This window comes from Microbacterium gorillae (assembly GCF_050990725.1).
GTDB classification, from domain to species: Bacteria; Actinomycetota; Actinomycetes; order Actinomycetales; family Microbacteriaceae; genus Microbacterium; species Microbacterium gorillae_A.
This window is the reverse complement of the sequence record NZ_CP158844.1, coordinates 1-24,563: the sequence shown is the minus strand read 5'-3', so window position 1 is coordinate 24,563 and position 24,563 is coordinate 1. Positions and strand designations below refer to the sequence as shown.

The 24,563-nt window shown below is 66.6% G+C and carries 24 protein-coding genes and 2 tRNA genes; 5 read left to right on the top strand and 21 right to left on the bottom strand.

Going from position 1 to position 24,563, the window contains the following annotated elements; all coding sequences use genetic code 11:
- Positions 1-16: 16 nt before the first annotated feature.
- Positions 17-1,618, top strand: coding sequence for a Stk1 family PASTA domain-containing Ser/Thr kinase (pknB, locus tag ABTV68_RS00130; RefSeq protein ID WP_433677663.1), 1,602 nt, complete (start codon positions 17-19; stop codon positions 1,616-1,618).
- A gap of 34 nt (positions 1,619-1,652) precedes the next feature.
- On the top strand, positions 1,653-2,255 hold the full coding sequence (locus ABTV68_RS00125; protein WP_433675588.1) for a MarR family winged helix-turn-helix transcriptional regulator: 603 nt from the start codon (positions 1,653-1,655) through the stop codon (positions 2,253-2,255).
- On the opposite strand, the gene ABTV68_RS00120 is transcribed toward ABTV68_RS00125, so the two are convergent.
- The 8 genes from ABTV68_RS00120 to ABTV68_RS00085 all read right to left on the bottom strand — a co-directional run bounded on the left by ABTV68_RS00120 (position 2,156) and on the right by ABTV68_RS00085 (position 9,849).
- Positions 2,156-5,023 carry a family 78 glycoside hydrolase catalytic domain gene (locus ABTV68_RS00120; RefSeq protein ID WP_433675587.1) on the bottom strand — a complete coding sequence of 956 codons (2,868 nt, stop codon included), beginning with the start codon at positions 5,021-5,023 and terminating at the stop codon, positions 2,156-2,158. The two genes, ABTV68_RS00125 and ABTV68_RS00120, sit on opposite strands and share 100 nt — an antisense overlap.
- Positions 5,020-6,297: an MFS transporter gene (locus tag ABTV68_RS00115; protein ID WP_433675585.1), complete on the bottom strand. Its 1,278-nt coding sequence runs from the start codon at positions 6,295-6,297 to the stop codon at positions 5,020-5,022. Before ABTV68_RS00115 ends, ABTV68_RS00120 begins: the two co-directional genes overlap by 4 nt.
- Positions 6,298-6,360: 63 nt before the next feature.
- Positions 6,361-7,017: an anthranilate synthase component II gene (locus ABTV68_RS00110; protein ID WP_433675583.1), complete on the bottom strand. Its 657-nt coding sequence runs from the start codon at positions 7,015-7,017 to the stop codon at positions 6,361-6,363.
- A complete protein-coding gene (locus tag ABTV68_RS00105) occupies positions 6,995-7,159 on the bottom strand; it encodes a hypothetical protein (protein ID WP_433675581.1) in 165 nt (54 codons plus the stop codon). Before ABTV68_RS00105 ends, ABTV68_RS00110 begins: the two co-directional genes overlap by 23 nt.
- Positions 7,159-7,941, bottom strand: coding sequence for a class E sortase (locus ABTV68_RS00100; protein WP_433675579.1), 783 nt, complete (start codon positions 7,939-7,941; stop codon positions 7,159-7,161). The genes ABTV68_RS00105 and ABTV68_RS00100 overlap by 1 nt, the downstream gene beginning before the upstream one ends.
- A 48-nt stretch (positions 7,942-7,989) precedes the next feature.
- Complete coding sequence (locus ABTV68_RS00095) at positions 7,990-8,223, bottom strand: cell division protein CrgA (RefSeq protein WP_231091293.1); 234 nt, start codon at positions 8,221-8,223, stop codon at positions 7,990-7,992.
- Positions 8,224-8,383: 160 nt separating this feature from the next.
- Positions 8,384-9,286, bottom strand: a complete 903-nt coding sequence (locus ABTV68_RS00090; protein WP_433675576.1) for a rhomboid family intramembrane serine protease — start codon at positions 9,284-9,286, stop codon at positions 8,384-8,386.
- Between the two features lie 5 nt (positions 9,287-9,291).
- Positions 9,292-9,849 carry a peptidylprolyl isomerase gene (locus tag ABTV68_RS00085; RefSeq protein WP_231091295.1) on the bottom strand — a complete coding sequence of 186 codons (558 nt, stop codon included), beginning with the start codon at positions 9,847-9,849 and terminating at the stop codon, positions 9,292-9,294.
- A gap of 114 nt (positions 9,850-9,963) precedes the next feature.
- Between ABTV68_RS00085 and ABTV68_RS00080 the strand changes: the two genes are divergently transcribed.
- Both ABTV68_RS00080 and ABTV68_RS00075 read left to right on the top strand, forming a co-directional pair.
- Entirely contained in the window at positions 9,964-10,488 is a 525-nt protein-coding gene (locus ABTV68_RS00080; RefSeq protein ID WP_433675575.1) for a DNA helicase, read from the top strand.
- Positions 10,485-10,967, top strand: a complete 483-nt coding sequence (locus ABTV68_RS00075; RefSeq protein ID WP_433675573.1) for an aminoacyl-tRNA deacylase — start codon at positions 10,485-10,487, stop codon at positions 10,965-10,967. The genes ABTV68_RS00080 and ABTV68_RS00075 overlap by 4 nt, the downstream gene beginning before the upstream one ends.
- A gap of 1 nt (position 10,968) precedes the next feature.
- On the opposite strand, the gene ABTV68_RS00070 is transcribed toward ABTV68_RS00075, so the two are convergent.
- The 6 genes from ABTV68_RS00070 to ABTV68_RS00045 all read right to left on the bottom strand — a co-directional run bounded on the left by ABTV68_RS00070 (position 10,969) and on the right by ABTV68_RS00045 (position 13,564).
- Positions 10,969-11,337 carry a type II toxin-antitoxin system VapC family toxin gene (locus ABTV68_RS00070; RefSeq protein ID WP_433675572.1) on the bottom strand — a complete coding sequence of 123 codons (369 nt, stop codon included), beginning with the start codon at positions 11,335-11,337 and terminating at the stop codon, positions 10,969-10,971.
- Positions 11,334-11,528, bottom strand: a complete 195-nt coding sequence (locus ABTV68_RS00065; RefSeq protein WP_433675570.1) for a type II toxin-antitoxin system VapB family antitoxin — start codon at positions 11,526-11,528, stop codon at positions 11,334-11,336. Before ABTV68_RS00065 ends, ABTV68_RS00070 begins: the two co-directional genes overlap by 4 nt.
- A gap of 75 nt (positions 11,529-11,603) precedes the next feature.
- Positions 11,604-12,593, bottom strand: coding sequence for a MerR family transcriptional regulator (locus tag ABTV68_RS00060; protein WP_433675569.1), 990 nt, complete (start codon positions 12,591-12,593; stop codon positions 11,604-11,606).
- Between the two features lie 4 nt (positions 12,594-12,597).
- A complete protein-coding gene (locus ABTV68_RS00055; protein ID WP_433675568.1) occupies positions 12,598-13,269 on the bottom strand; it encodes a HEAT repeat domain-containing protein in 672 nt (223 codons plus the stop codon).
- Positions 13,270-13,405: 136 nt separating this feature from the next.
- A tRNA-Ala gene (locus ABTV68_RS00050) sits at positions 13,406-13,478 on the bottom strand.
- Positions 13,479-13,490: 12 nt separating this feature from the next.
- A tRNA-Ile gene (locus ABTV68_RS00045) sits at positions 13,491-13,564 on the bottom strand.
- Positions 13,565-13,682: 118 nt separating this feature from the next.
- Between ABTV68_RS00045 and ABTV68_RS00040 the strand changes: the two genes are divergently transcribed.
- Positions 13,683-14,402, top strand: a complete 720-nt coding sequence (locus ABTV68_RS00040) for a VIT1/CCC1 transporter family protein (protein WP_433675567.1) — start codon at positions 13,683-13,685, stop codon at positions 14,400-14,402.
- 65 nt (positions 14,403-14,467) lie between these two features.
- On the opposite strand, the gene ABTV68_RS00035 is transcribed toward ABTV68_RS00040, so the two are convergent.
- The 7 genes from ABTV68_RS00035 to dnaA all read right to left on the bottom strand — a co-directional run bounded on the left by ABTV68_RS00035 (position 14,468) and on the right by dnaA (position 24,563).
- Positions 14,468-14,869 carry a DUF3566 domain-containing protein gene (locus tag ABTV68_RS00035; protein WP_433675566.1) on the bottom strand — a complete coding sequence of 134 codons (402 nt, stop codon included), beginning with the start codon at positions 14,867-14,869 and terminating at the stop codon, positions 14,468-14,470.
- Positions 14,866-17,406, bottom strand: a complete 2,541-nt coding sequence (gyrA, locus tag ABTV68_RS00030) for a DNA gyrase subunit A (protein WP_433675564.1) — start codon at positions 17,404-17,406, stop codon at positions 14,866-14,868. Before gyrA ends, ABTV68_RS00035 begins: the two co-directional genes overlap by 4 nt.
- A gap of 56 nt (positions 17,407-17,462) precedes the next feature.
- Positions 17,463-19,514, bottom strand: a complete 2,052-nt coding sequence (gene gyrB / locus ABTV68_RS00025) for a DNA topoisomerase (ATP-hydrolyzing) subunit B (RefSeq protein WP_433675563.1) — start codon at positions 19,512-19,514, stop codon at positions 17,463-17,465.
- Positions 19,515-19,633: 119 nt separating this feature from the next.
- Positions 19,634-20,116 carry a DUF721 domain-containing protein gene (locus tag ABTV68_RS00020; RefSeq protein WP_433675562.1) on the bottom strand — a complete coding sequence of 161 codons (483 nt, stop codon included), beginning with the start codon at positions 20,114-20,116 and terminating at the stop codon, positions 19,634-19,636.
- Entirely contained in the window at positions 20,109-21,284 is a 1,176-nt protein-coding gene (gene recF / locus ABTV68_RS00015) for a DNA replication/repair protein RecF (protein ID WP_433675561.1), read from the bottom strand. Before recF ends, ABTV68_RS00020 begins: the two co-directional genes overlap by 8 nt.
- An 84-nt stretch (positions 21,285-21,368) precedes the next feature.
- The gene (gene dnaN, locus ABTV68_RS00010) at positions 21,369-22,511 is read right to left on the bottom strand and encodes a DNA polymerase III subunit beta (protein ID WP_433675560.1); all 1,143 of its coding nucleotides are present in this window, start codon (positions 22,509-22,511) and stop codon (positions 21,369-21,371) included.
- Between the two features lie 648 nt (positions 22,512-23,159).
- Positions 23,160-24,563 carry a chromosomal replication initiator protein DnaA gene (gene dnaA / locus ABTV68_RS00005; RefSeq protein WP_433675559.1) on the bottom strand — a complete coding sequence of 468 codons (1,404 nt, stop codon included), beginning with the start codon at positions 24,561-24,563 and terminating at the stop codon, positions 23,160-23,162.

Here is a 24,563-nt window from a genome sequence, read left to right as displayed (position 1 = left end):
CATCGGCACCGGTGGCATGGCCACCGTGTACCGCGGATACGACCTCAAGCTCGGACGAACCGTCGCCGTCAAGATCCTGAACAAGGATCTGGCGCGAGACAGCACATTCCGCACGCGCTTCCGCATGGAGGCCCAGGCCGCGTCGCGCATGGCGAATCAGTCCATCGTGCGCGTGTTCGACGCGGGCGAAGACACGGAGAACGGCACTGCCGTCCCGTACATCGTGATGGAGCTGGTGACGGGTCGCACCCTGAAGCAGCACGCCGCGGAGGGACGACTCACCACGTCCGACGCGCTGCGCTACGTAGACGGCATTCTCGAGGCGCTGGAGTACTCCCACCGTGCCGGCGTCATCCACCGTGACATCAAGCCCGGCAACGTGATGATCACTGAAGACGGCCGCGTCAAGGTGATGGACTTCGGCATCGCGCGTGCGGTGTCCGACTCCTCCTCCACGGTCGCCGAGACCACGTCCATCATCGGCACCGCCGCCTACTTCTCGCCGGAGCAGGCGAAGGGTGAGCCCGTCGATGCACGCACCGACCTCTACTCCACCGGCATCGTCCTGTACGAGCTGCTGACGGGTCGTCAGCCGTTCCGCGGCGACTCCCCCGTGGCCGTCGCCTACCAGCACGTCAGTGAGACCCCCGTGGCACCCTCGGAGGTCGATCCCGCCGTCCCGCGCGCACTCGACGAGGTCGTCCTGCGCGCGCTGGCGAAGGATCCGTACAGCCGCTACCCCGATGCTGCGACCTTCCGTGCCGCACTGGCCGGTGCCGCCGACGGCCGGACGCCCTCGAAGCGTCACCTGGAGAACCTCACCAACGAGCTCTACGGCGCCAACCCACGCGCCGCCGCCGAGACCGCACGGTCGCTGCGTCAGCTCTCCACCGACACCACGATGACGCGGACCCAGCAGGGCCCGCCCGTGGCGTGGATCTGGGCGGGTGTGGCGGTTGTCGCCGTCCTCGTCGTGTCGGTCGTGTTCTGGGCCGTCAGTTTCGGCAAGCCGTCACCCACCGCGACGCCCACCGGCCTGCTGGTGCCGAACGTGGTGACGATGGAGGTCGAGCAGGCCACGCAGGAGCTCACCGAGAACGGGCTGCGGTACAAGAAGACGGAGGAGCCCAGCGAGGATGTCGCAGCGGGCTCCGTCATACGAACGGACCCCGCCCCGGGAACCCCCGTCGAGCCGGCATCGTTGGTCACTCTCGTGGTGTCCACCGGTGCCGAGACGGTCGAGGTTCCCGCGCTCGTGGACCAGACATCCGCCGCGCAGGCCCTCCAGGCCGCCGGCCTGCAGCTCGGCGCGGTGAACGCCCAGAACGACCCGTCGCGGGCGAAGGGCACCGTCATCTCCTCGGACCCTGCCGTCGGCGAGAAGGTCGCACCGGGAACCACCGTGCGCCTCCTCGTGGCCTCCGGCAAGGTCACCGTTGTCAACTACAAGGGGTGGTCGCTCGAGGCCGCTCAGGCGACGCTCGAGGGACCGGAGTTCGAGCTCACCGTGAACGCGACTCCGGACACGTCGTGCACCGGCGGGACGGTCCATTCTCAGGTGCAGATCGGCGATGTGGACATTCACTCCACGGTCGATCTGACGTACTGCGCGGGCTGACCGCGGGTCATCACGCCCGGGAGAGAATAAACCCATGCCCCGCCCGCCGTCCGCATCCGTCAACCTGGAATCCGTTCCGGGTGCCACCCGATCGGTCATCGGTGACGGCGGTCTGAACGCGCGTGCCGCGATGCAGGCGATGATCACCTGGGCTTCATCGATGACCCGCCGAGAAGACCTCCTGCAGCGCAGTGATTTCCCCCTCGCCGACGACATGCTCGCATTCCTGGTGATGAATCAGCTCGCGTATCGGGGCCTCGCGCGCCCGACGGAGCTCGCCGATGCCGTGCACACGGGACGCTCGAACCTCAGCAAGGTCATCCGTCGGCTGGAGGAGGCGGGCCTCGTCGGCCGTATGCCCAATCCCGACGACGGTCGCGAGACCATGATCGGGATGACCCCCGAGGGACGAACCGTGGCGAGTCGGATCGTCGCAGCCAGTGACGATGATCTGGGCGGCGCCGTGTCCCGATGGAGCGATGCCGATCTGGCGCGGTTCGAAGAGCTGCTCGTTCGCCTCGTCCGCGACCTCGACGATCAGATGGACGGTGGCGTGCGCCGGGTGGCCGGCGTCAGCTGGGAGCCCTCCGAAGCCCGCTGGGATCCGACGCGCTCCGCGGACAGTTCCGCCAGCTGACGCGCGATCTCCGCCTGCACGGTCGGGCTGGCGTACTGGAACACCACCTCGGCCAGAGTCTGTCGTGATGTCCAGCGCGTGCCGGCATGCATCGCCCGCACGGATGCCGGACGGTTCTGTTCCAGCAGCTCCTCGACCAGCCGCAGCGCGTCGGGATCATCGATGACGTCGGCCAGGGGCGTGTCCAGTCCCACCACACCCGGCATGGTGTCGCGCTCGACCTCGCACGTCCACCGGTGATGTCCGGGTCCGACGGAGAGCTCGCTCCCGTCGGGGAGGTGAACATCGGCGGCGACGCCGGTGGGGATGATCGCGTGCACCACGAGACGTTGGTCTTCGCGTCGCCATCCCGCTTCGATACGCCCGAACGGGCTCTCGTACGCCGCCGACGCATCGTCGATGCCCGGGAGCGGGCGCGGAGCGATGCGCACGCGACGGTGCCCCGCCTCTGTCAGAGCAAGCCCCGCGAGTTCGCGGTGCATCCAGTCCGCAACTGCGCCGAGCGCGTAGTGGTTGAAGCTCGTCATGTCGCCGGGATTGATCGAGCCATCCGGGAGCATCGAGTCCCACCGCTCCCAGATGGTGGTGGCGCCCATGGTGACCGGGTAGAGCCAGGATGGGCAGCCGGTCTGCAGGAGCAGACGACCCGCCTGCGCGTCGTGGCCCGTCGAGGTGAGGGCATCGAGCACGAGAGGGGTGCCCACGAACCCCGTCGCGATGCGGTAGCCGTTCTCGCGCACCAGGTCCGCCAGTCGGCGACCCGCGGGCTCTCGCAAGTGCGGTGGGAGCAGATCGAACACCAGCGCCAGCGCGTAGGCGGTCGGGGTGTCGGACAGCATGCGCCCGGCCGGAGTGACGTACTCGCGGACGAAGGCCTCCCGGACCTCCTCCGCGGTGCGCCGATACTGCTCCGCCTCCTCCGCGCGCCCCAGGATCTCGGCCGCGCGAGCGATCAACGCCGTGGAGTGGGCGAGGGAGGCCGTGGCGACGAGGCCTGTCGCCGTCATCGCCTGGCCCGGACGGTCCGGTGGCGCCGTCGGGTCGAGCCAGTCGCCGAACTGGAAGTCCCCCTCCCACACGCGACCCGGTCCCGCCAAGCGCAGGCACAGGTCGACCCAGGCCCGCGCGCTGGGATACTGGCGCGCGAGCGTGTCCTGGTCGTCGAAGTATCGCTCGAGCACGTCCGGCACGATCACGGCGGCGTCTCCCCAGGCCGCCGCGGGACGAGCGAGGCCGATCACGTTGGGAACCACGAACGGAACGAGACCGTCCTCGTCCTGCTCCAGAGCGAGATCCCGCAACCACGAATCGAGGAATCCGCGCACGTCGTAGAGGAACGAAGCGGTCGGGGCGAAGACCTGGATGTCGCCCGTCCACCCCAGCCGTTCGTCGCGCTGGGGGCAATCCGTGGGGACGGACAGGAAGTTGCCGCGCAGGCTCCATACGACGTTGTCATGCAACTGCTGCAGGAGGGGGTGAGAAGTGTGGAACCAGCCGGTTCGCTCCATGTCGCTGTGCACCACCACCGCGGTCACGTCGTTCGGCCGGAGTTCTCCGGGCCAGCCGCTCACCTCGGCGTAGCGGAAGCCGTGGAAGGTGAACTCCGGCTCCCACTCCTCGACGCCGTCGCCGGCGAGCGTGTAGTGGTCGGTCGCCGTGGCGCGACGCAAGGGGCGCACACCGAGCTCGCCGTGCTCCAGCACCTCGGCGTGGCGGAGTGTCACGGTCGTTCCCGCGTCACCCCTCACGCGCAGTCGCAGGTGCCCGACCAGGTTCTGTCCGAAGTCTAGGATGATCGCACCGTTCGATCCGGGGAGCATCGCCACCGGTGCGCGCTCCTCGATACGGCGAACGGGGGGCGAGATCCGCGCGCCTGGAATCTGTTCGTCCGGATGGACGAGCGCGGGCGTCCATCCGCTGTCGTCGTACCCCGCCTGCTCGCACCCGCGTCCCGTGGCGTCGCGTGGATGCTCGCGCGCGTCGTAGTCCTCTCCCTCGTACAGGCCGCTGGAGCGAAGCGCACCGCGCGTTGTGCGCCACTCGTCGTTCGTGCGGATCCACCGACGTGTTCCGTCGGCGAACTCCAGCAACAGCTGCGCGGCCACGCGCGGCTGTTCGCCGTAGCGCGGCTGAGCGTTCTGCCGAAAGCCGAAGTGCTCGGTGGCCCATGCGCCGGCCAAGCGGATGAGGACGCAGTTGTCGCCGTCGCGGATCAGTGAGGTGATGTCGGTGGTCTCGTGGACCGTGCGTGCGGCGTACGGGGTCCACCCCGGCGCGAACAGCTGGTCGTTGACGTCGGCACCGTTCACGCTCACCTGGTGCACGCCGACAGAGCTGGAGTACAGCGTGGCGCGTGTCACGTGGTGCACGGTGAACTCGCGGCGGAGCAGGACCGGCTGTGCGTGGATCTCCGGTGCCGACTGACCGATCCACGCGGCGTGCCATTCGCCCTCGCCGAGGAACGCCGCGACAACCGGAACAGGCTCACTCCAGTCGCTCACGGAGCCGTCGTCGCCCGTCACGCGCACGCGCACGATGCCGCGCTGTCGAGGCGTGAGGGGCGTGAACGGCCAGGGGCGACGAAGCCGTTCATCGCCGGAGAACACCGCTCGCTCCGAGGCGCCGGCACTGGTCCACTCCACCTCGGCGACGCCCTGACGCCATGACGGTGTGTCCGCGGCGATGCGCCAGCCGATCCGCGGGGTGGCGATCGGCGTGGGATCCCCGGGTCGCGGAGCCTCGATGTCTACCCGCGTGACGGCGATCATCGGCTCTCCTCGGCAGTGATCGGCTCGGCGGCGACAGCGCTCTCCTCGAAGAGCTCCGGTGTGCGACGGCGGCGGAACACCAGCCACGCACAACCGAGACCCGCGATGTTGAACACGGTGAGCAGGACGTACATCAGCGTGACGCTTGCGTCGAGGATCAGCGGGGTGATCACCGCAAGCCCTGCCGCGGCGAACCGACCGATCGCGATGATCGCGCCCTGGGCGGTGGATCTCAGCAGCGTGGGGAAGGACTCCTGCGTCCACACCTTCATGATCCCCTCGAAGGCGAACGCGCCGCCCACGGCCGCGAGCAGTGCGCTCACCGCGTAGGTCACGAGGTTCAGGCCCGCGATCACGACGAGCAGCTTCGACGCGATCATCAGCACAGCTCCCACCTGGAAGTAGAGGAATCGACGCGGGCCGTCCGCGATCTTCATGAACCACAGGTATCCGAGCACCGCGACCGGCACCATCGGCAGCGCGATCAGCGCGGCCTGCCCCACCGTCGCACCGCCGTAGGTCACCACGATGTAGGTGCCGAACTGCCCGCTGGTATTCGCGACCAGATTCGTGAGGGCGTAGAAGGCGAGAAGCGCGAGGAACGGGACCACGAAGGGCGGACGGAGCAGATCGCGCACGCGAGCGCGTTCCGCGCTGGCCTTTCCCGCCCGCGTGGCCGTGCGAGCCTCCCGCCACGTGGCGGACTCGGGGATCGTCAGCCGTCCGAGCAGGACGAGCGCGGCCACCACCCCGATGTGCGCGAACAGCACCTGGGCACCCGCGCGACCCCAATCGCCGACAACACTCGCCAGCACCGTGTTCACCACGATGCCGATGATCCACAGCAGGTTGGAGAACCCGAGCAGTCGTCCTCGGTTGTGTTCGGTGGCCGCCTCGGCGATGGTCGAGAGCGACACCGGAAGATCGGCTCCGGTACCGAGCCCCAGCAGCACAGCGCCGATCACCACCATCTCGAACGACGGCGCCAGCAGCAGCGCCCCGACGGCGGCGAGGATCAGCACCATGGTGGCGGTGAACACGGGCCGACGCCCGAAGCGGTCACCCAGCCGGCCACCGATCAACGCGCCGAACGCGATGGACAGCGTGAGTGCTCCGGCCGCGACACCCACCTGCCACTGCTCCAGACCGAGATCCTTCTGCAGGATCACGATCGAGGTGCTGAAGCCGGTGATGGCGGCGGAGTCGATGTAGGACGCCATGCCGGAGACGACGGCGACCCACCAGGGACGAGAGTGCAGGGGACGTGCGGACATCGCTTCTCCTTCGAAGCACGGGAGTGATGTCGCAACACTAGCGGATGATTGTCCTCTGGACAATCATCCGCTACATCCGCGATGCGGAGTCAGGGTCTGCGCGCGCGTGACGGCCGTCGTGTTCCCGGTCAGCGCAAGCCAGTTCGCCAGCATGAGATAGCCGTCGGTGGTGAGGATGCTCTCCGGGTGGAACTGCACGCCGTGAATCTCCGCCGATCGGTGCGCGATCCCCATCACGACGTCGCCGGCACGTGCGGTGACGCGCAGCTCGGGCGGAAGAGAACCCTCATCCACCGTCAGCGAGTGGTACCTGCCGACGGGAACGTCCGTGCGCACGCCACGAAACACCCCGCTGCCGTCGTGAGCGACCGCCGACACCCGTCCGTGCATCGGCTCGGGCGCAGATCCCACCGTGCCGCCGAGCGCGACGGCGATGGCCTGATGCCCGAGGCAGACCCCCAGCAGTGGCGTAGCTGTCGAGAGCGCGGCGTGCACCACGTCGATCGAGGCCCCTGCGTCCTCGGGGCGACCGGGACCGGGAGAGATCATCACTCCGTCGTAGCCGCGGATGCGGGCCACGGCATTGGTGATGTCGTCCGCCTCGATGAAGTCCACGCGCGCGTCGAGCTCTTCGAGATAGCCCACCAGGGTGTGGACGAAGGAGTCGTGGTTGTCGACGACGAGGATGCGCGAGGCGCTATTGCGTGATGGTGTTGGCATCCGCTGGCGGGAAGAACTCTGCGCTCACCCAGGGGAACGCGTACCAGAACAGGCCGTAGAGGATCGCTGCCGCCACGACGAGCACGATGAAGAGCTTGACGAACCAGGGTCCGGGAAGCACACGCCACAGAGCGCCGTACATCAGCTCTCCTTCGGGAGATAGAGCGACGCGGGCTGCTTGCCGTCATCGACGCGCGGGGTGAACGCCTCGAACACGGCATAGCCGATGAGACGCTCCGAGAAGCCGTAACGCGGACTGCACGTGGTCATCGTGAGATAACGACCGGTGGCCTCCACCGAGGTGTTCTGGGGAGTGGGGTCCAGCACGTCCACTGAGTCGGGCGTGACGTAGACCATGTTGCGGTAGCGGTAGGTGTACCAGCCGGCCTTGGTCTCGACCACGACGGCGTCGCCCACCTGCATCTCCGGCAGGTTCATGAACGGGGCACCATGGCTGCCACGGTGGCCGGCAACCGGGAAGTTGCCGATGTCGCCGGGCATCGCGGTGTCTTTGTAGTGGCCGACCATACCGAGATCGAGGCTCTCCCACGTGGCCGTACCCTCAGCGATCTGCACATTCTGACCCAGCCGCGGGATGTGCAGCGTGGCGAACACATCGCCACTGCCGGGCTCCTCGATGGGAGGCGGGTCTGCGACCAGCGTGTTGTACTTCTGCGAGGGGTCAGAGGTGGGCAGCGGGTCGCCGCTGTTCGCCGCTTCTTCTGCCCACGTTTTGCTGACGTCGTCGGCCTGTTGGTTCGCCGCGGCGCCGAGGATCATGTCGCCGACCCACATCTGCCACACCACGAACAGCAGGACGAGCACGCCGCCCGTGATCAGCAGTTCGCCGAGAACGCCGGTCACCGTGACGCGTCCGCGTTTGCGGGCGCGCGCACTTCGGCGCGTGGGAAGCTCGGTGGTCACGGCGCGAGCCTAGTCAGACACTCTGGGAAGATTCCACACGTGGTGGAATCAACGCCACCGCATCGTCATCAGGAATCCGATGAGCGCGATTCCGAAGCCGATGGCGAGGTTCCAGCCATAGATGCCCGGGATGGGGAACTGCTGGTCGCTCAGGTAGAACACGAGAATCCACGCGAGACCGATCAGCAGGAAGCCGATCATGACCGGCTTGAACCACACCGGGTTCGGGGTCGCGTCGGGGTGTACGTTCTCGCGCTCTTCCGGCGTTCCTCGTCGTGCCATGTCGACATCCTATCGAGCGACGCCGGATCTGACGATCTGAGCCGGCGCATCACCGAAATCACACCGGTGTGATTTTCATCCCCAGGCTGTGGATAACTTTGTGGAGAACGTGTGTAGAATCCCGGGCGAGCCGTGGACAACCCGACTCGGACCGGGCGTGTCAGCTGGCGCTGAGCGGATGCAGCACCGGTAGCAGGAACACCGAGGCGCACAGAAGTACGACCAGCGCGGCGAGCAGGCCGATCTGCAACCCGCGCTGCGATCGCTGTCGTGTGGCCGCGTAGATCGCGCCTACCGCGAGGCCGCCGATCAACCCGCCGAGGTGCGCCTGCCACGCCACATTGAAGCCCGGAATGAAGCCGATCAGCAGGTTGATGCCCACGATCACGAGGATCTGCGTGATGTCACCGCCGAGGCGTCGGGTGATGACGATGAGAGCGCCGAAGGTTCCGAAGATCGCGCCCGAGGCGCCGACAACGGGAGTCGTGAAGGCGAGGAACGACATCAGCACGGATCCCGCGAGGGCGGAGATCAGGTACAGCGCCAGGAACCGCCAGCGGCCGAGCAGCGGCTCCAGGATGCGTCCCATCATCCAGAGAGACAGCATGTTGAAGAACAGGTGCAGGAAGCTGCCATGCACCAACGTCACGGTGAGCGCGCGCCAGGGCTGCACACCGGCACCGAGCTCCGGCGTGAGGGAGTAGCCCACGAAGGTCAGCGCGTTGCCGACCGCGGCTCCGATCGGCCCCGGGATCATCTGGATCAGGGAGATGACGATCGTCGCCGCCATGATCACGTAGGTGACCCGCGGGGCGCGGGAGCCAGCGGTGGTGACCACCGCTCCGCTCCCGCGACCCCATCGACGTTCCGCCTTCTTCTGCGCCGCGGTTCGCTGAGCTGCCTGCTGCTTCATGCACTCCGGGCAGATGACGCCGACGGCGCCCTGCGTCTGGCACTCCGGGCAGATCGTACGCAGGCACTTCTGGCACAGCACGAAGCTCATCCGGTCCGGATGGCGGTAGCAGAAGTTGTCCCTGTTGCGGGTGACCTCGGCGGACGTCACGTGTGTCAGACCGCTGCGATATCGATCGAGGAGATCACGACGGGCTCGACCGGACGGTCGCCGGCACCGGTGCGCACAGCACCGATCTCGTCCACGACCTTGCGCGACGCGTCGTCGGCGACCTCACCGAAGATGGTGTGCTTGCCCGTGAGCCACGGGGTCGGGTCGGTGGTGATGAAGAACTGCGAGCCGTTGGTGCCCTCGACGGCACCCGTGATGGCGTTGCGACGCAGACCAGCGTTGGCCATGGCCAGCAGGTAGGGCTTGCTGAAGTCGAGCTCCGGGTGGATCTCGTCGTTGAAGCTGTAGCCCGGGCCGCCCACGCCCTGACCGAGGGGGTCGCCACCCTGGATCATGAAGTTGGGGATGATGCGGTGGAAGATGACGTCCTTGTAGAGGGGACCCTCGCCCGGCTTGCCGGTGGCGGGGTCGGTCCACTCACCGGTGCCGTCAGCGAGGCCGATGAAGTTCTTGACAGTGACGGGTGCGTGGTCGCCGAACAGGTTGACCACGATGTCGCCGTGGTTGGTGTGAATGGTTGCGACTGCAGAGTGAAGAGCCATACGCCGATTCTCGCAGAGTTGGCCGTGAGACCGGCTGAAAGCCTCGTCAAGGGGGTCGATTCCCGGGCCTGGTCTGGCAAGATGGGGACGTTCGTTCTGATAGGGAGGGGTCACATGAACCTCAGCCGCAAGCGCAAGAAGGAGCTCCGCAAGCTCCAGGACACGGCCAACCAGCTGTGGGCCCACCAGCAGGACCTCGCAGGCGACGCCGCCGAACTCGCCCGTGAGGCCAGTCGCCAGCTCGGAAACTTCGGCCGCGAGCAGGTCGTTCCCACCGTGCAGCACGCGTACGAGTCGCGTGTGGTTCCGGTTGTGGATCGCGGCGTCAAGGCCGGCCGTCATTTCGTCGACCACCGTGTCGTGCCGGTCGTGGGCGGAGCCATCGGCACCGCTCTGTCGGCCTGGGACGCGGCCAACAACACCCGCCACCGCATCAACACGACCGGTGTTCAGCGTGCGTTCGCTCGTGCCGTCGAGCCGGTGCAGCCCCAGAAGAAGGGCGTGGGCGCCGGTGGCGTGATCGCCATCATCCTGGGTGCCGCTGCCGCGATCGGCGTGCTCTACGCCGCCTGGCAGACGCTGCGCGCCGACGACGAGCTCTGGGTCGCCGACGACCCGCTGTCCGCGCCCGACGCGTGACACAGCCCACTGATCGAGTCATCGAGGCCGCGCGTGCGCGCGGCCTCGATGTCGATGTGCGTGAGCGGCCACAGGCCGGATCCCTGGAGGAGGCGGCCGAGCTTCTCGGGCTCCAACCGGCCGACATCATCAAGACCCTCGTGGTCAAGCGCGCGGACGACACCTACCTGTTCGCCCTGATTCCCGGCGACAAGGCCATCTCGTGGCCGAAGCTGCGCGCCGTGGTGGGCGTGAACAAGCTCAAGCTCCCGTCGCCCGATCTCGCCCTCGCCGCCACCGGCTACGAGCGCGGCACGATCGTCCCGATCGGCAGCACCACCGACTGGCCGATCTACGCCGACGAGTCGATCGTCGGCCGCCGCATCGCCATGGGTGCCGGCGCGCACGGCTACAGCCTGTTCGTCGACGCCGACGCGCTCATCGCCGCCTACGGCGCCACCGTCGCCGATATCTCCCAGCCGATCGACGAGATCCGCTGACTCAGGCGCTGAATACGGGCGCTCCCACCTTCGCGCAGGCCGACAGCAATCGTCGATCGCGGGACCACAGCGACGCACCGGGTGTGATCAGCACCGCCCCCAAGAGGTGGGCGTCAACCGTACTCAGCCCGCGACCCCAGAGTTCCCACCGCTCTACAAGCCCACTCAGCTCTCCGTGGTCGAGCTCGGGAAGCCGACGCAGGCTCTCCAGCATGTCCAGCACCAGCGCGCGTTGAGCGATCCGTCCCAAAGCCAGCTCCTCGATCACCAGGGCGTGAGTCGCGACCTCATCCCGCTCGAGCAAAGCGACGAGATCGGCGTCAGATCGATGCAGATGATCGATCCACACCGAGGTGTCTACCAGGATCATGCAACATCCCGGTGCCGTGCACCCGCCTCGGCATGAGGATCGGACCCTCCCAGCGCAGCGAGTCGGCGAGCCGCCTCCACACGAATCAATGTCTCGAGCCCGCTCCGAAGCAGAGCACCTCGCTCGTGGATGCCGGAGAGCTCGGATGCTCGGGCTACGAGCTCGTCGTCGATGGTGATGGTTGTGCGCACAGGAGCCTCCTCCGCATCGAAATCTGCATCACTTGATGTACATTTCGATGATACCTCGCCTCCATTGAGAACGAATCAGCCCTGTTGGAGGACATATCGGGCGGTGAGAGCCGTGGCGCGGTCTTCGTCATTCACCAGGGATTCGAGGACCGACCGCGTCATCTCAAGCGGAAACGGGACCAGCGCAGCCGCGAGGCGCCGGCGAGCGGCGGCATCCCCGATCGCCAGCGCGCGGGTCAGCGCGTCGACAGCGACCTCGACGAGGCCGTGTCGATGGGCCAGGTCAGCGAGGGCGTCCGCTGCGGCGACATCGTCCTCTCCCGTTCGGATCACCTCAACCAGCGCGGCCACCGAGTCCACATCGCCGCGTGCGGCTCGCGCGATGATCGCCCGTTGGCGGATGCGATCGTCCCCGTGAGTGGCGGAGGCCGCGACGGCGTCCCGCGCTGCGGGGCTGTCGATCTTCGTCAGGGCGTCGAAGGCGCGGCGGCGGCGGTCGGGATCGTCTGAGGCGAGCGCATCCATCAGCGCCGGGACGGCGGCGTCGCCGGCGCGTGCGATCGCCCACTGCAGGGCTCCCGCCGCGTCTTCGCCCTCCTCGCGGAGCATCGCGTCGATCAACACGGGGAGATCGCGATGATCTATCTGCTCCGCGCGCAGCGCGAGTTGCTGACGAGCGGACGCATCAGCGGTCTCCAGCCTGCGCACCAGGCTGATGGTGCGCAGCACGTCGTTCCAGGTACGGGGTTCGGTCGCCGCGATCTCCTCGAGGCGCACCAGCAGCTCCTGCGCTTGCACGATCTGGCGACGCGTCTGTTCCGCAACCTTCTCCACGATGGCGGCCGGGTCGAAGTCTCGGTCGTCGATCACATCGACGACCTGGGCCAGGCTCAGCCCGAGGGAGCGCAGACTCTCGACGTGGAACAGACGACGCACGTCGTCGTCCGAGTACTCCCGATAGCCGCCGGATGTCCGACCGGACGGGGACACCAGGCCGATGCGGTCATAGTGGCGCAGCATTCGAGCGGAGATACCCGAATGCTGCGCCACGTCACCGATGAGCATGCCCCTAGTCAGCCACGGCAGGAGCTGATTGCAGAGCCACCACACGCTTGGCTTCCGCAATTGCCGCTTCGAACCCGGTGTCAGGGTCAGCCATGATCGCGAGCGTTGCCATGGCATGCGCGCTGATCAGGGGATCAACGTTGTGCGTCTCGGCCACGACGATCGATTCGACCGCCTCATCCAATACGGCGAAGGCGCGGCTGAGACTCCGTTGCGTCTCGGGCTCGCCGCGGCCGAACTGGGTCGCGAGCTTCCGGGCGAGGTTCTCCTCTTCACCCGTTGGGACGACTCCTGCGGCTGTGCGCCATGCGGCTCGCGCCACTTCGGCATCCTCGTCCATCAACAGGTCGTCTGTGATGGCGGGCCAGGTCCGCGGGTCGCGGATCTTCGACAGCGTGTGCAGGGCCTGGCTCCGCGCCAGCGGGGATGCCGAGGCGAGCTCCGGCAGCAGTCGGTCCACAGTAAGGTCGCGGTCGTGCCGTGTCAGCGCCCACGTCAGCATGTCCCGGACGAAGAAGTCCGGTTCCTCGCTGCAACGCTCCACGAGGACGTCGATGTAGGCCTGGTCCGGGTTCGTTCCTGCCGTGAGCGCCGCCTGCAGTCGCGTGGATGCATCGCCTGCCCACAGCGCACGCCGCAGTCGGGACTGGGGACTCTCGGTTGTGATGTCGTTCATCTGTCTACCTCCTCCCACTCACTGTCCACCTTGACATCGTGACAAGGTCAAGCAGGACGCCGATATCCGCGTTATGAAGGTCTGCGTGGGAACGGCAGAAGCCCGGTCAGATGTTTCTGACCGGGCTTCGTGACTGTGGAGCCTAGGAGATTCGAACTCCTGACATCTTGCTTGCAAAGCAAGCGCTCTACCAACTGAGCTAAGGCCCCGAGATGAGGGAGTGGGGGTACCAGGACTTGAACCTGGGACCTCTTCATTATCAGTGAAGCGCTCTAACCGCCTGAGCTATACCCCCGAGCTTGCGCTCGGCAACCCTACGAGTTTAGCTCACGGATCGACGCAACGCGAAATCGGGTGGATTTGTCCGGCTGTTTCGCGTTGCCCGGGCGTGGCGCATGCGGTTCACTGATGGCATGAGCACCCCCACACCCCATCCCGGAGAAGCCCACGACATCGGTCTCAGCCAACGCCTGAATTGGCTCCGTGCGGGAGTCCTCGGTGCGAACGATGGGATCGTATCCGTCGCCACCATCGTGGTCGGGGTCGCCGGCGCCACCGCCGAGGCCGGCGCGTTGGTCACGGCCGGCGTTGCGGGACTCGTCGGCGGCGCGATCTCCATGGCACTGGGCGAGTACGTGTCCGTCAGCAGCCAGCGCGACAGCGAACGGGCGCTCATCGCGAAAGAGCGCCGCGAGCTGGCGACGATGCCGGAGGAGGAGTTCGCCGAGCTCGTTCAGCTGTACCGCGATCGCGGACTCACGGACCAGACAGCGCACCAGGTGGCGACCGAGCTCACCGCGCACGATGCCCTCGCCGCACACCTCGAGGTGGAACTCCACATCGATCAGGACGACCTCGTCAATCCCTGGCACGCGGCACTGTCTTCGGCGCTGGCGTTCACGCTCGGCGCCCTGCTGCCGCTCCTGGCGATCCTGCTCACACCGGTCGAGTGGCGGGTTCCAGTGACTTTCGCCGTGGTCCTCGTGGCGCTGGCGACGACCGGCACCATCGCAGCGCGCATCGGGGGCAGTTCGCCGGGTCGCTCGGTGTTGCGCCTCGTGCTCGGCGGCGCGCTGGCGTTGTTCGTCACCTGGCTCATCGGCACGCTGCTGGGGACGACGGGGCTGTTCTGAGCCCCCGCCGCACAACGACGAAGCGCCCCTTCCCACCCACGGCGGGAAGGGGCGCTTCGTTCGTGTCAGTTGGAGGTGAAGCCGACCAGAAGGCCGCCGGTCACCTTGACCGCGAGGTTGTAGACAGCGGCGGCAATCGCGCCGAGCACTGTCACCACGATCAGGTTGATGATCGCCACGACCGCACCGAAGGCCATCACCTGGGGCAGACCCAGGTAGCTCTTCAGGACGAACGACGGGCTCAGGCTGGAGATCAGCGAGGAGACCGTGTCCACCACACCGGTCGTGGAGACCACCGTGTAGATCAGGAAGAACATCACGACGGTCACAACGGCGACGGCGACGGCCGCCAGGAACGACAGCTTCACCGCAGACCAGAAGTCGACGTAGACCAGCCGCAGGCGCACCTGCTTCGTGCTGGACTTGTTGCTCGACTTCTTGGCGAGCTTGTCAGCTACCGTGCTCATTCAGCACCCTCTCCGGACGTCTCGGACGACTCGGTGTTCGATTCGTCCTCTTCATCGCCGAGACCCCGCTCGCTGTTGCGAGCGATGGCGAGAATCCGATCGTCCTTGCCCAGCCGGGCGAAGACCACACCCATGGTGTCACGGCCCTTCGCCGGGACCTCGGCCACGGCAGAGCGTACCACCTTGCCACTGGCAAGAACCACGAGAACCTCGTCGTCCTCCGCGACGATCAGGCCGCCCGCAAGATCTCCACGGTCATCGTTCAGCTTGGCCACCTTGATGCCCAGTCCGTTGCGTCCCTGGACCCGATATTCGCTGACGGCGGTGCGCTTCGCGTAGCCGCCTTCGGTGACCACGAACACGAAGCTGTCGGGTGCGACAACGGAGGCGGACAGCAGGCTGTCGTCGCCACGGAACTTCATCCCACCGACGCCCTCCGTGGTGCGCCCCATCGGGCGGAGCGTGTCGTCGTCTGCCGTGAAGCGGACGGACATGCCGTGGCGCGAGATCAGCATGATGTCGTCATCGCCGTTGACCGCGAGCGCGGACACGACCTCGTCGTCCTCGCGCAGGCGGATGGCGATCACGCCGGCCTGGCGGTTGGTGTCGTAGTCGCTGAGTGCCGTCTTCTTGATGCGGCCCTGACGGGTGGCGAGTACGAGGTACTCGGCGGACGTGTAGTCGCGGAGATCCAGGATCTGACGGATCTGCTCGTCCGGCTGCATGGCGAGGAGGTTCGCGATGTGCGACCCCTTCGCGTCACGACCGGCTTCGGGGATCTCGTACGCCTTGGTGCGGTAGACCCGGCCCTTGTCGGTGAAGATCAGGAGCCAGTGGTGCGTGGTGGTGACGAAGAAGTGCTCCACCACGTCGTCCGCACGCAGCTGCGCACCCTTTACACCCTTGCCACCGCGGTGCTGCTGACGGTAGTTGTCGCTGCGCGTGCGCTTGATGTACCCGCCGCGGGTGACGGTGATGACCATCTCCTCCTCGGGGATCAGGTCCTCGACGCTCATGTCGCCGTCGTAGCCGTGGAGGATGTGGGTGCGACGCTCGTCGCCGAACTTGTCGACGATGCCGGTGAGCTCGTCCGACACGATCGTGCGCTGGCGGGCGTCGGAGGCGAGGATGTCCTTGTAGTCGGCGATCTTCGCACGCAGCTCGTTGGCCTCGTCGATGATCTTCTGACGCTCCAGCGCCGCGAGGCGTCGCAGCTGCAGCTGAAGAATGGCATCAGCCTGAAGCTCGTCGATGTCCAGCAGCGCCTGCAGACCCTCATTGGCTTCCGCCGTCGTCGAAGACCGACGGATGAGGGCGATGACCTCATCGAGTGCGTCGAGCGCCTTGAGGAGGCCGTCGAGAATGTGCATGCGCTTCTCGGCCTGCGCGAGACGATACGCGGTGCGACGACGGATCACATCCACCTGGTGCGCCACCCACAGCGTGATGAAGCCGTCCAGCGGCAGCGTGCGAGGCACGCCGTCGACGATCGCCAGCATGTTGGCGCCGAAGTTCTCCTGCAGCGAGGTGTGCTTGTAGAGGTTGTTCAGCACGACCTTCGCCACGGCATCGCGCTTGAGCACGATGACCAGGCGCTGACCGGTGCGGTCCGAGGTCTCGTCACGGATGTCCGCGATGCCGGTGATCTTGCCCTCGCGGGCCAGGTCACCGATCTTCACCGCGAGGTTGTCGGGGTTCACCTGGTACGGCAGCTCGGTGATCACGAGGCAGGTGCGACCCTGGATCTCCTCGATGTTGACCACGGCGCGCATCGTGATGGAGCCGCGACCCGTGCGGTACGCCTCCTTGATGCCCTTCGTACCGAGGATCTGCGCGCCGGTCGGGAAGTCGGGCCCGGGGATGCGCTCCATCAGCGCGTCGAGGGTCTCCTCGCGCGAAGCTTCCGGGTTCGCGAGCACCCACTGCGCGCCGGCCGCCACCTCGCGGAGGTTGTGCGGCGGGATGTTGGTGGCCATGCCGACCGCGATACCGACCGAGCCGTTGACCAGCAGGTTCGGGAAGCGCGCCGGCAGAACCGTCGGCTCCTGCGTCTCGCCGTCGTAGTTGTCCTGGAAGTCGACCGTGTCTTCCTCGATGTCCCGGACCATCTCTAGCGCCAGGGGCGCCATCTTGGTCTCGGTGTATCGCGGAGCGGCGGCACCCATGTTGCCGGGAGAGCCGAAGTTGCCCTGCCCCAGCGCCAGCGGGTAGCGCAGCGACCACGGCTGTACGAGGCGCACGAGGGTGTCGTAGATGGCCGAGTCACCGTGCGGGTGGTACTGGCCCATCACCTCACCGACGACGCGGGCGCACTTGGAGAACTTCTTGTCGGGCCGGTAGCCGCCGTCGTACATCGCGTAGATCACGCGCCGGTGCACCGGCTTCAGGCCATCCCGGACATCCGGCAGCGCGCGACCGATGATGACCGCCATCGCATAGTCCAGGTAGCTGCGCTGCATCTCCAGCTGCAGGTCGACCTGGTCGATCTTGCCGTGGTCGTGCCCGTCGACGATGTTCGCGTCGTTCTCGTCCGTCATGTTCGTTCTCTTCGTTCGTCAGTTCTGCGTCGTGGGCAGGCGTCGGAGCTTCCGGATCAGATGTCCAGGAAGCGGACGTCCTTGGCGTTTCGCTGGATGAAGTCGCGGCGGGACTCGACGTCCTCACCCATCAGCACCGAGAAGATCTCGTCGGCCGCGGCCGCATCCTCGATGCTCACCTGGCGGAGCGTACGCGTGGCGTGGTTCATGGTGGTGTCCCACAGCTCGCTCGGGTTCATCTCGCCGAGACCCTTGTAGCGCTGGATGCCGGCATCCTTCGGGAGCTTGCGGCCATCGGCGTATCCCGCGGCCATGCGCGCGTCGCGCTCTTCGTCGCTGAACACGTACTCGTGCTCGCCCTGGGTCCACTTCAGGCGGTACAGCGGCGGCATCGCGAGGTACACGAAGCCCGCCTCGATCAGTCCACGCATGAAGCGGAACAGCATCGTCAGCAGCAGCGTGGTGATGTGCTGGCCATCGACATCGGCATCGGCCATCAGCACGATCTTGTGGTACCGCGCCTTGTCGATGTTGAAGTCCTCACCGATGCCCGTGCCGAAGGCCTGGATCATCGCCTGGACCTCGCGGTTCGCGAGCGCCTTGTCGAGACGCGCGCGCTCGACGTTGAGGATCTTGCCGCGCAGCGAAAGGATCGCCTGCGTGTGCGGGTCGCGACCCTGCACCGCAGAACCACCGGCGGAGTCACCCTCCACGAGGAAGATCTCCGAGATCGACGGATCCTTGCTGGTGCAGTCCTTGAGCTTGTCGGGCATCGCGGCCGACTCGAACACGCTCTTGCGGCGCGCGGTCTCACGGGCACGACGTGCCGCCAGGCGCGCGGAGGCAGCGTCGATCGCCTTGCGCACCACGTTCTTCGCCTGCACCGGGTTGCGCTCGAACCAGTCACCGAGCTCGTCGCCGACGACCTTCTGAACGAACGCCTTCGCCTCGGTGTTGCCGAGCTTGGTCTTCGTCTGGCCCTCGAACTGCGGCTCGGAGAGCTTCACGGAGATGACGGCGGTGAGGCCCTCGCGGATGTCCTCACCGGTGAGGTTGTCGTCCTTCTCCTTGAGGAGGTTGTTGGCACGCGCGTAACGGTTCACCAGAGTGGTGAGCGCGGCGCGGAAGCCCTCCTCGTGCGTTCCACCCTCATGCGTGTTGATGGTGTTGGCGTAGGTGAAGACGTTCTCCGTGTAGGACGTGGTCCACTGCATGGCCACCTCGAGGGAGATCTTCCGCTCGCTGTTCTCCGACTCGAAGTCGATGATCTCGTCGTTGACGACGTCGGCCTTACGGACACGGTTGAGGTACTCGACGTAGTCGGTGAGGCCGCGCTCGTAGTGGAAGACGTCGGTGGGCTGAACCATCTCCCGCTTGCCGTCGCCGAGGTCCTTCTCGTAGGCGCTGTCCTCGCGCTCGTCGCGCAGAGCGATGCGCAGGCCCTTGTTGAGGAAGGCCATCTGCTGGAAGCGCGTGCGCAGCGTGTCGTAGTCGAAGTCCGTGGTCTCGGTGAAGATCGTGGCGTCCGGCCAGAACGTGATGTGCGTTCCGGTGTCCTCGGTCTCCTCGCCCTGTGCCAGCGGCCCCTCAGGCACACCGCCGTTGCTGAACGTCTGGCGCCACGCGTATCCCTGGCGTCGCACCTCCACTTCGAAGCGCGTGGACAGCGCGTTCACGACGGACGAGCCGACACCGTGCAGACCACCGGAGACGGCGTATCCGCCACCGCCGAACTTTCCGCCGGCGTGCAGGATCGTGAGCACAACCTCGACCGTGGACTTGGTGGGGTCGGAAGCGTGCGGGTCGACCGGGATGCCACGGCCGTTGTCGATGACGCGGATGCCGCCATCGGCCAGGATCGTCACGTCGATGTTGTCGGCGAAGCCGGCGAGCGCCTCATCCACCGAGTTGTCGACGATCTCGTAGACGAGGTGGTGCAGACCGCGCGGGCCGGTGGATCCGATGTACATGCCCGGACGCTTGCGGACGGCTTCCAGGCCCTCCAGGATCTGGATCGCATCGGCTCCGTAGTCGCCGGTGGGGGTTGCGCTCGTCCCCTGTGCGTCGGTCGTGTTCTCCGGCTGGTTTTCAGGGGTGTCAGACGTCATCGCTCAGGTTGCTCCAGATCTTCCAAAGGCAACTTCCATCCTATCAAGAAAGCGGCTCAGAAGCGCCCTGAACGCGCCTGTGCGCCCTCAGAATCGTCGCGAAGGGGATCGTACGTGGATCAGCCGTAGGTATCGCGCGGGCCCCGCCCTGGAGCCGTTCTGGGGCCCCAATTCCACGAGGGGACGTCCGGCCCGAGAAAACGGATGCTCTGAACACCCGCCTCCGGATGCTGAAGTTGAATCTGCGTGAGGATGTGGGAACGCATCAGTTGGAGCTGCTTGGTCCACGCCGTGGTGTCGCAGCGCACGGTGAGTACGCCGTTCACATAGGAGACGGCTTCGGTGTGCGCTGCGGTGTCCGGACCGGCCACCTCCGGCCACTGCAGCAGCAGATCCTCCTGGGCGAGCTGGGCGTTCCAGCCGGCCTGCTTCGTGAGCGCTGCGAGAGCGTCGCCCAGTCCCTGCGGGTCGCGCCCGGGCATGAAGGGCGCATTCGCATCGTCGGGATCGACGCGGGTGCGGCGCTTGCGGCGCTGTGGAGCCTTCAATCCACGCAGTCGCAGATAGGTGGCCAGCGTCTCGGGGACGTCGTCGTCACTCATCGGCGTCTTCCGCTGTCGCTTCGTCGATACCGATGATCGTTCCGTGCTGCACCCGAACCGTGCGAGCACGCAGGCCGACGGGAACGTCCTCCTCCACCGCGGAGGTGATGATGACCTGTTCGTAATCCGCCACGAGCTCGGCCAGACGACGACGACGATCCGCGTCGAGTTCGGCGAAGACATCGTCGAGGATCAGCACCGGGTCCCCCACTCCGGTCTCCTCGCGCAGCAGCTGGGCCGATGCCAGGCGAAGCGCGAGGGCAACAGACCACGATTCGCCGTGCGATGCATATCCCTTCACGGGTAGCCCGCGCACCTGCAGGAGGAGGTCGTCGCGATGGGGGCCCACAAGGGTCAGACCACGATCCAGCTCGGCGGAGCGTTTCGCGGCGAGCGCGGCACGGAACAGATCAGCCGTGCTGCCGTCCGCCATGGTCTCGTCCGAGGTCTCGTCATCCTCCGGCTGTGCGCCGGTCACCGAGAGGGCCCAGCCCAGTCCGGGGTGGTGGTTCTCGCCCGCGATGGCCGTGTAGGCGTCGGCGAGCGGCGCGGCGAGTTCCTGGGCGAGGGCGCTCCGGGCGTCGATCAGCTGAGATCCGAGCGCGACAAGCTTCTCGTCCCAGACCTCCAGCGTCGACAGGCCCTCCCCGCGGATCCCGCGCGCGCGGGCCGACTTGAGCAGCGCATTGCGCTGGCGGACGACCCGCTCGTAGTCGGCGATGATCGACGCCATCCGCGGACGGCGCTGGATCAGAAGCTGGTCTGTGAAGCGCCGGCGCGACGACGGCTCTCCGCGGACGATCTGAAGATCCTCCGGCGCGAAGAGCACGACGTGCGCGTAGCGGGGCAGCTCCGCCGGCTTGACCGGCGATCCGTTGATCCGCGCGCGGTTGGATCCCTGCTTGTTCAGCTGCAGTTCGAGCTGGACCCGACGCTCACCGTGGGCGAGGCGGGCACGCACGAAGGCGGCATCCTTGCCGTTTCGCACCATGGGTGCGTCCGCGGACACACGATGCGAGCCGAGCGTCGCAAGATAGGCGATCGATTCGGCGAGATTCGTCTTGCCCTGCCCGTTGCGACCGACGAAAACGTTCGATCCCGGCGCCAACGGGACGTCCGCGTGCTCGTAGTTGCGGAAGTCAGTGAGGCTGAGGTGCTCCACGAACATGCGTCAACGTTCTCCGAGCGCCATCGCAGAACGGCGTGAGCGGGTCACGCCGTTCTGAGCGAGCCGGCGCGTCAGCATCGCGGCTCAGCGCAGCAGCAGGTTCGGCTGCAGCAGGTACTTGAAGTTGTCGCCGCCGGCACCCTCCACCGACGTCTGCGCGGTGATGAGCACGGGGCTCAGCTTGTTCGCGTTGTCGCTCGAGGTGAACGTGATGCGGGTGAACTCGCTGCGCACCGCGGACAGTGCATCCTGCAGGTACTGCGGGTTGAGGCCGAGGGTGACATCGTCACCGCCGGTGAGCGTGGCGTCGACCGTCTCGGATGCGCGGGCCTGCTCGTTACCGGACGCGTCCATCGTGACGCCGTCGGCCGTGAAGGTGAAGCGCAGCGGAGCGGAGCGATCCAGCACGAGGGCCACGCGACGCACGGCCTCCATCAGGTCGGCGGTGTTGACGACCGCGTAGTGCTCGGTCTGCTCGGGGAACAGGCGACGAACCGGCGGGAAGTTGCCCTTGATGAGCAGCGACGTCACGGTCTTGTTGCCTGCGGTGAAGGCGATGATCTCGCGATCCGACGAACCCGAGAAGGCGACGGAGATGGTGTCACCGTGCGAGAACGTCTTGCCGACCTCCTGCAGGGTGCGCGCCGGCACCAGTGCGCTGGTGTCGGCGGCCTGTCCGTCCCACGCGATATCGCGGACGGCCACGCGGTAGCGGTCGGTGGCGACCAGGCTGAGCTGCGTGCCGCTGACCTCGAGCAGTACACCGGTCAGGACGGGGGTGACGTCATCGCGAGAGGCCGCGAAACCGACCTGCGCGATGGCGGTGGCGAAGTCGTCTGCCGGAACGAGACCCGATTCACCGGTGACCTCGGGAATAGCGGGGTACTCGGCGACCGGCATCGCGGCGAGCGTGAACCGCGCGGAGCCACAGGTGAGCACGATGGTCCCGTCGTCCTCGACCGCAATCTGGATCGGGGCGTTCGGGAGCCGGCTGGCGATGTCGGAGAGCAGACGACCGTGCACGAGGATCGTGCCGGGCTCGTCGACGGTGGCCTCGATCGTGGTGCGAGCCGAAGCCTCGTAGTCGAACGCCGACAGCGACAGACCCGACTCGGTGGCCTCGATCAGCACGCCTGCCAGGATCGGCTGGGGGTTGCGCTGCGGCAGCAGCTTCACCACGAACGACACAGCTTCGCTGAAGACATCACGATTGACGTGGAACTTCACGACCGCTCCCTCTGCTCATCCCGGTTCCCGGGTTTCCCATGGTAGTGCCCGTGCCTCGGGAGTCCATGACCGAAGGCGTCCTGACCCTCTCTCCTCCCCCACCATCCCCAAGGTGATCGAACGGGGCTTCATTGAGAGAGATCTGGTTAACAGTGTTAACGCCTGTGGAGACTGTGGATAACTCAGCGCTTGCTAGTCGAGACAAGGGATCGCGGCTCGAGGAGCCTGTTGAGAGCGGTGGAAAGCCCCGGGAAATCAACGATCGACGCGAACGGGTTAACTCGGAAGTTCTCCACAGGCCGTCCGAAATCGCTCACAATCACCCACCGTATCGCCCAAGTTGTCCACAGGTTATCCACATGGGGATTCTGTGGCGTGTCGCAGGGTTGCCGGAGCGCGACGAGATGCCGACGTGGCGCGTTTTCTTCCATGCCGGCGCGGTTTTCGGGGTCGCGAAAGTGATGGCGCGAGGTGGCCTCTGGTGCCCACTGAGGCGTGGAGTGCTGCCCGATGCGCTGTGGATGAACCTGTTAACTCCTGGGTTAACTCGAGCTCGGTTAACCGGTCGCGAATGCGAAGCGACAGGGACGCCCGCCGTCGGTGTGCGGCCCTTCGTGACCTGCGCTGCAAGCCGTTGTCGCGCAGGCGTCAGCGACGGCCGAGCTGGGTGGTGATCTCGCTCACCTGGTTGAAGATCGAGCGGCGCTCCTTCATGAGGTCGCTGATCTTCTTGTACGCGTACATGACCGTGGTGTGGTCCCGGCCGCCGAAGAGCTGGCCGATCTTGGGCAGCGACAGACTCGTCCGCTCGCGGCAGAGGTACATCGCGATCTGTCGTGCCGTGGCGACAGCCTGCGAGCGGCTCGATCCGTAGAGGTCGTCGACGCTCAGCTTGAAGTACGCCGCGGTGGCGTTGATGATGTCGGTCGGCGAGATGACGTTGGTCTCGGTCTGATCGATGATGTCGCGCAGCACCGTCTGAGCCAGCGTGATATCGAGGCTCGACCGGTTGAGGCTCGCGAAAGCCGAGACACGGATGAGAGCGCCTTCGAGTTCCCGGATGTTCGAGGAGACCACCGTGGCGATGTACTCCAGCACCTCGTCGGGAATCTGCAGGCGTTCGCTCTGCGCCTTCTTGCGGAGGATCGCGATACGCGTCTCGAGGTCGGGTGCCTGCACATCGGTGATCAGACCCCACTCGAACCGGCTGCGCATGCGATCTTCGAACCCGGTGAGCAGCTTCGGTGCGACATCGGAGGTGATGACCACCTGCTTGTCGTGGTCATGCAGGGTGTTGAACGTGTGGAAGAAAGCCTCCTGCGTCTCCGCGCGTCCCTGCAGGAACTGGATGTCATCGATCAGCAGGATGTCGACGTCGCGGTACCGCGCCTGGAACGCCGCGCCGCGGTTGTTCGCGATCGAGTTGATGAAGTCGTTCGTGAACTCCTCGCTGGACACGTATCGCACTCGGACGCCGGCGTACATGCTGATCGCATAGTCGCCGATCGCGTGGAGGAGGTGCGTCTTGCCGAGGCCGGAGTCCCCGTAGATGAAGAGCGGGTTGTAGGCCTTGGCCGGCGCTTCCGCCACGGCGACGGCTGCCGCATGAGCGAAGCGGTTGGACTGGCCGATCACGAAGTTGTCGAAGGTGTACTTCGGGTTCAGACGGGTGTCGCTGCGTGAGGTGAACGACGGAACCGCGGCCTGCGAGGGCGCCGGAGTGGACGGTGCCTCGATGACGGGCGCGATCTCATCGGGAGCGGCCGCGAGCGGGAGGTTCTCGAGCTCCGGGTTGACCACCACGCGGAACGTGTTGGCTGCTGGCTGGGCATCCACGGTGGCGAGGGCCTCGAGGATGGACGCCCGGATGCGCTTGATCTGCACGGCGGTGAGGTCGTTGGGGACATCCAGGTAGAGCGTTCCGCCCATGATTCCCTGCGCCACAGCGAGGTTCAGGAATCCGCGTAGCTGAGGAGTGACGCGCTCGTCGGTGTCCAGGTGCGCCAGCACCGCTCGCCAGACGGGTACGTCCGGAATCTCCTGCTGCGTCAT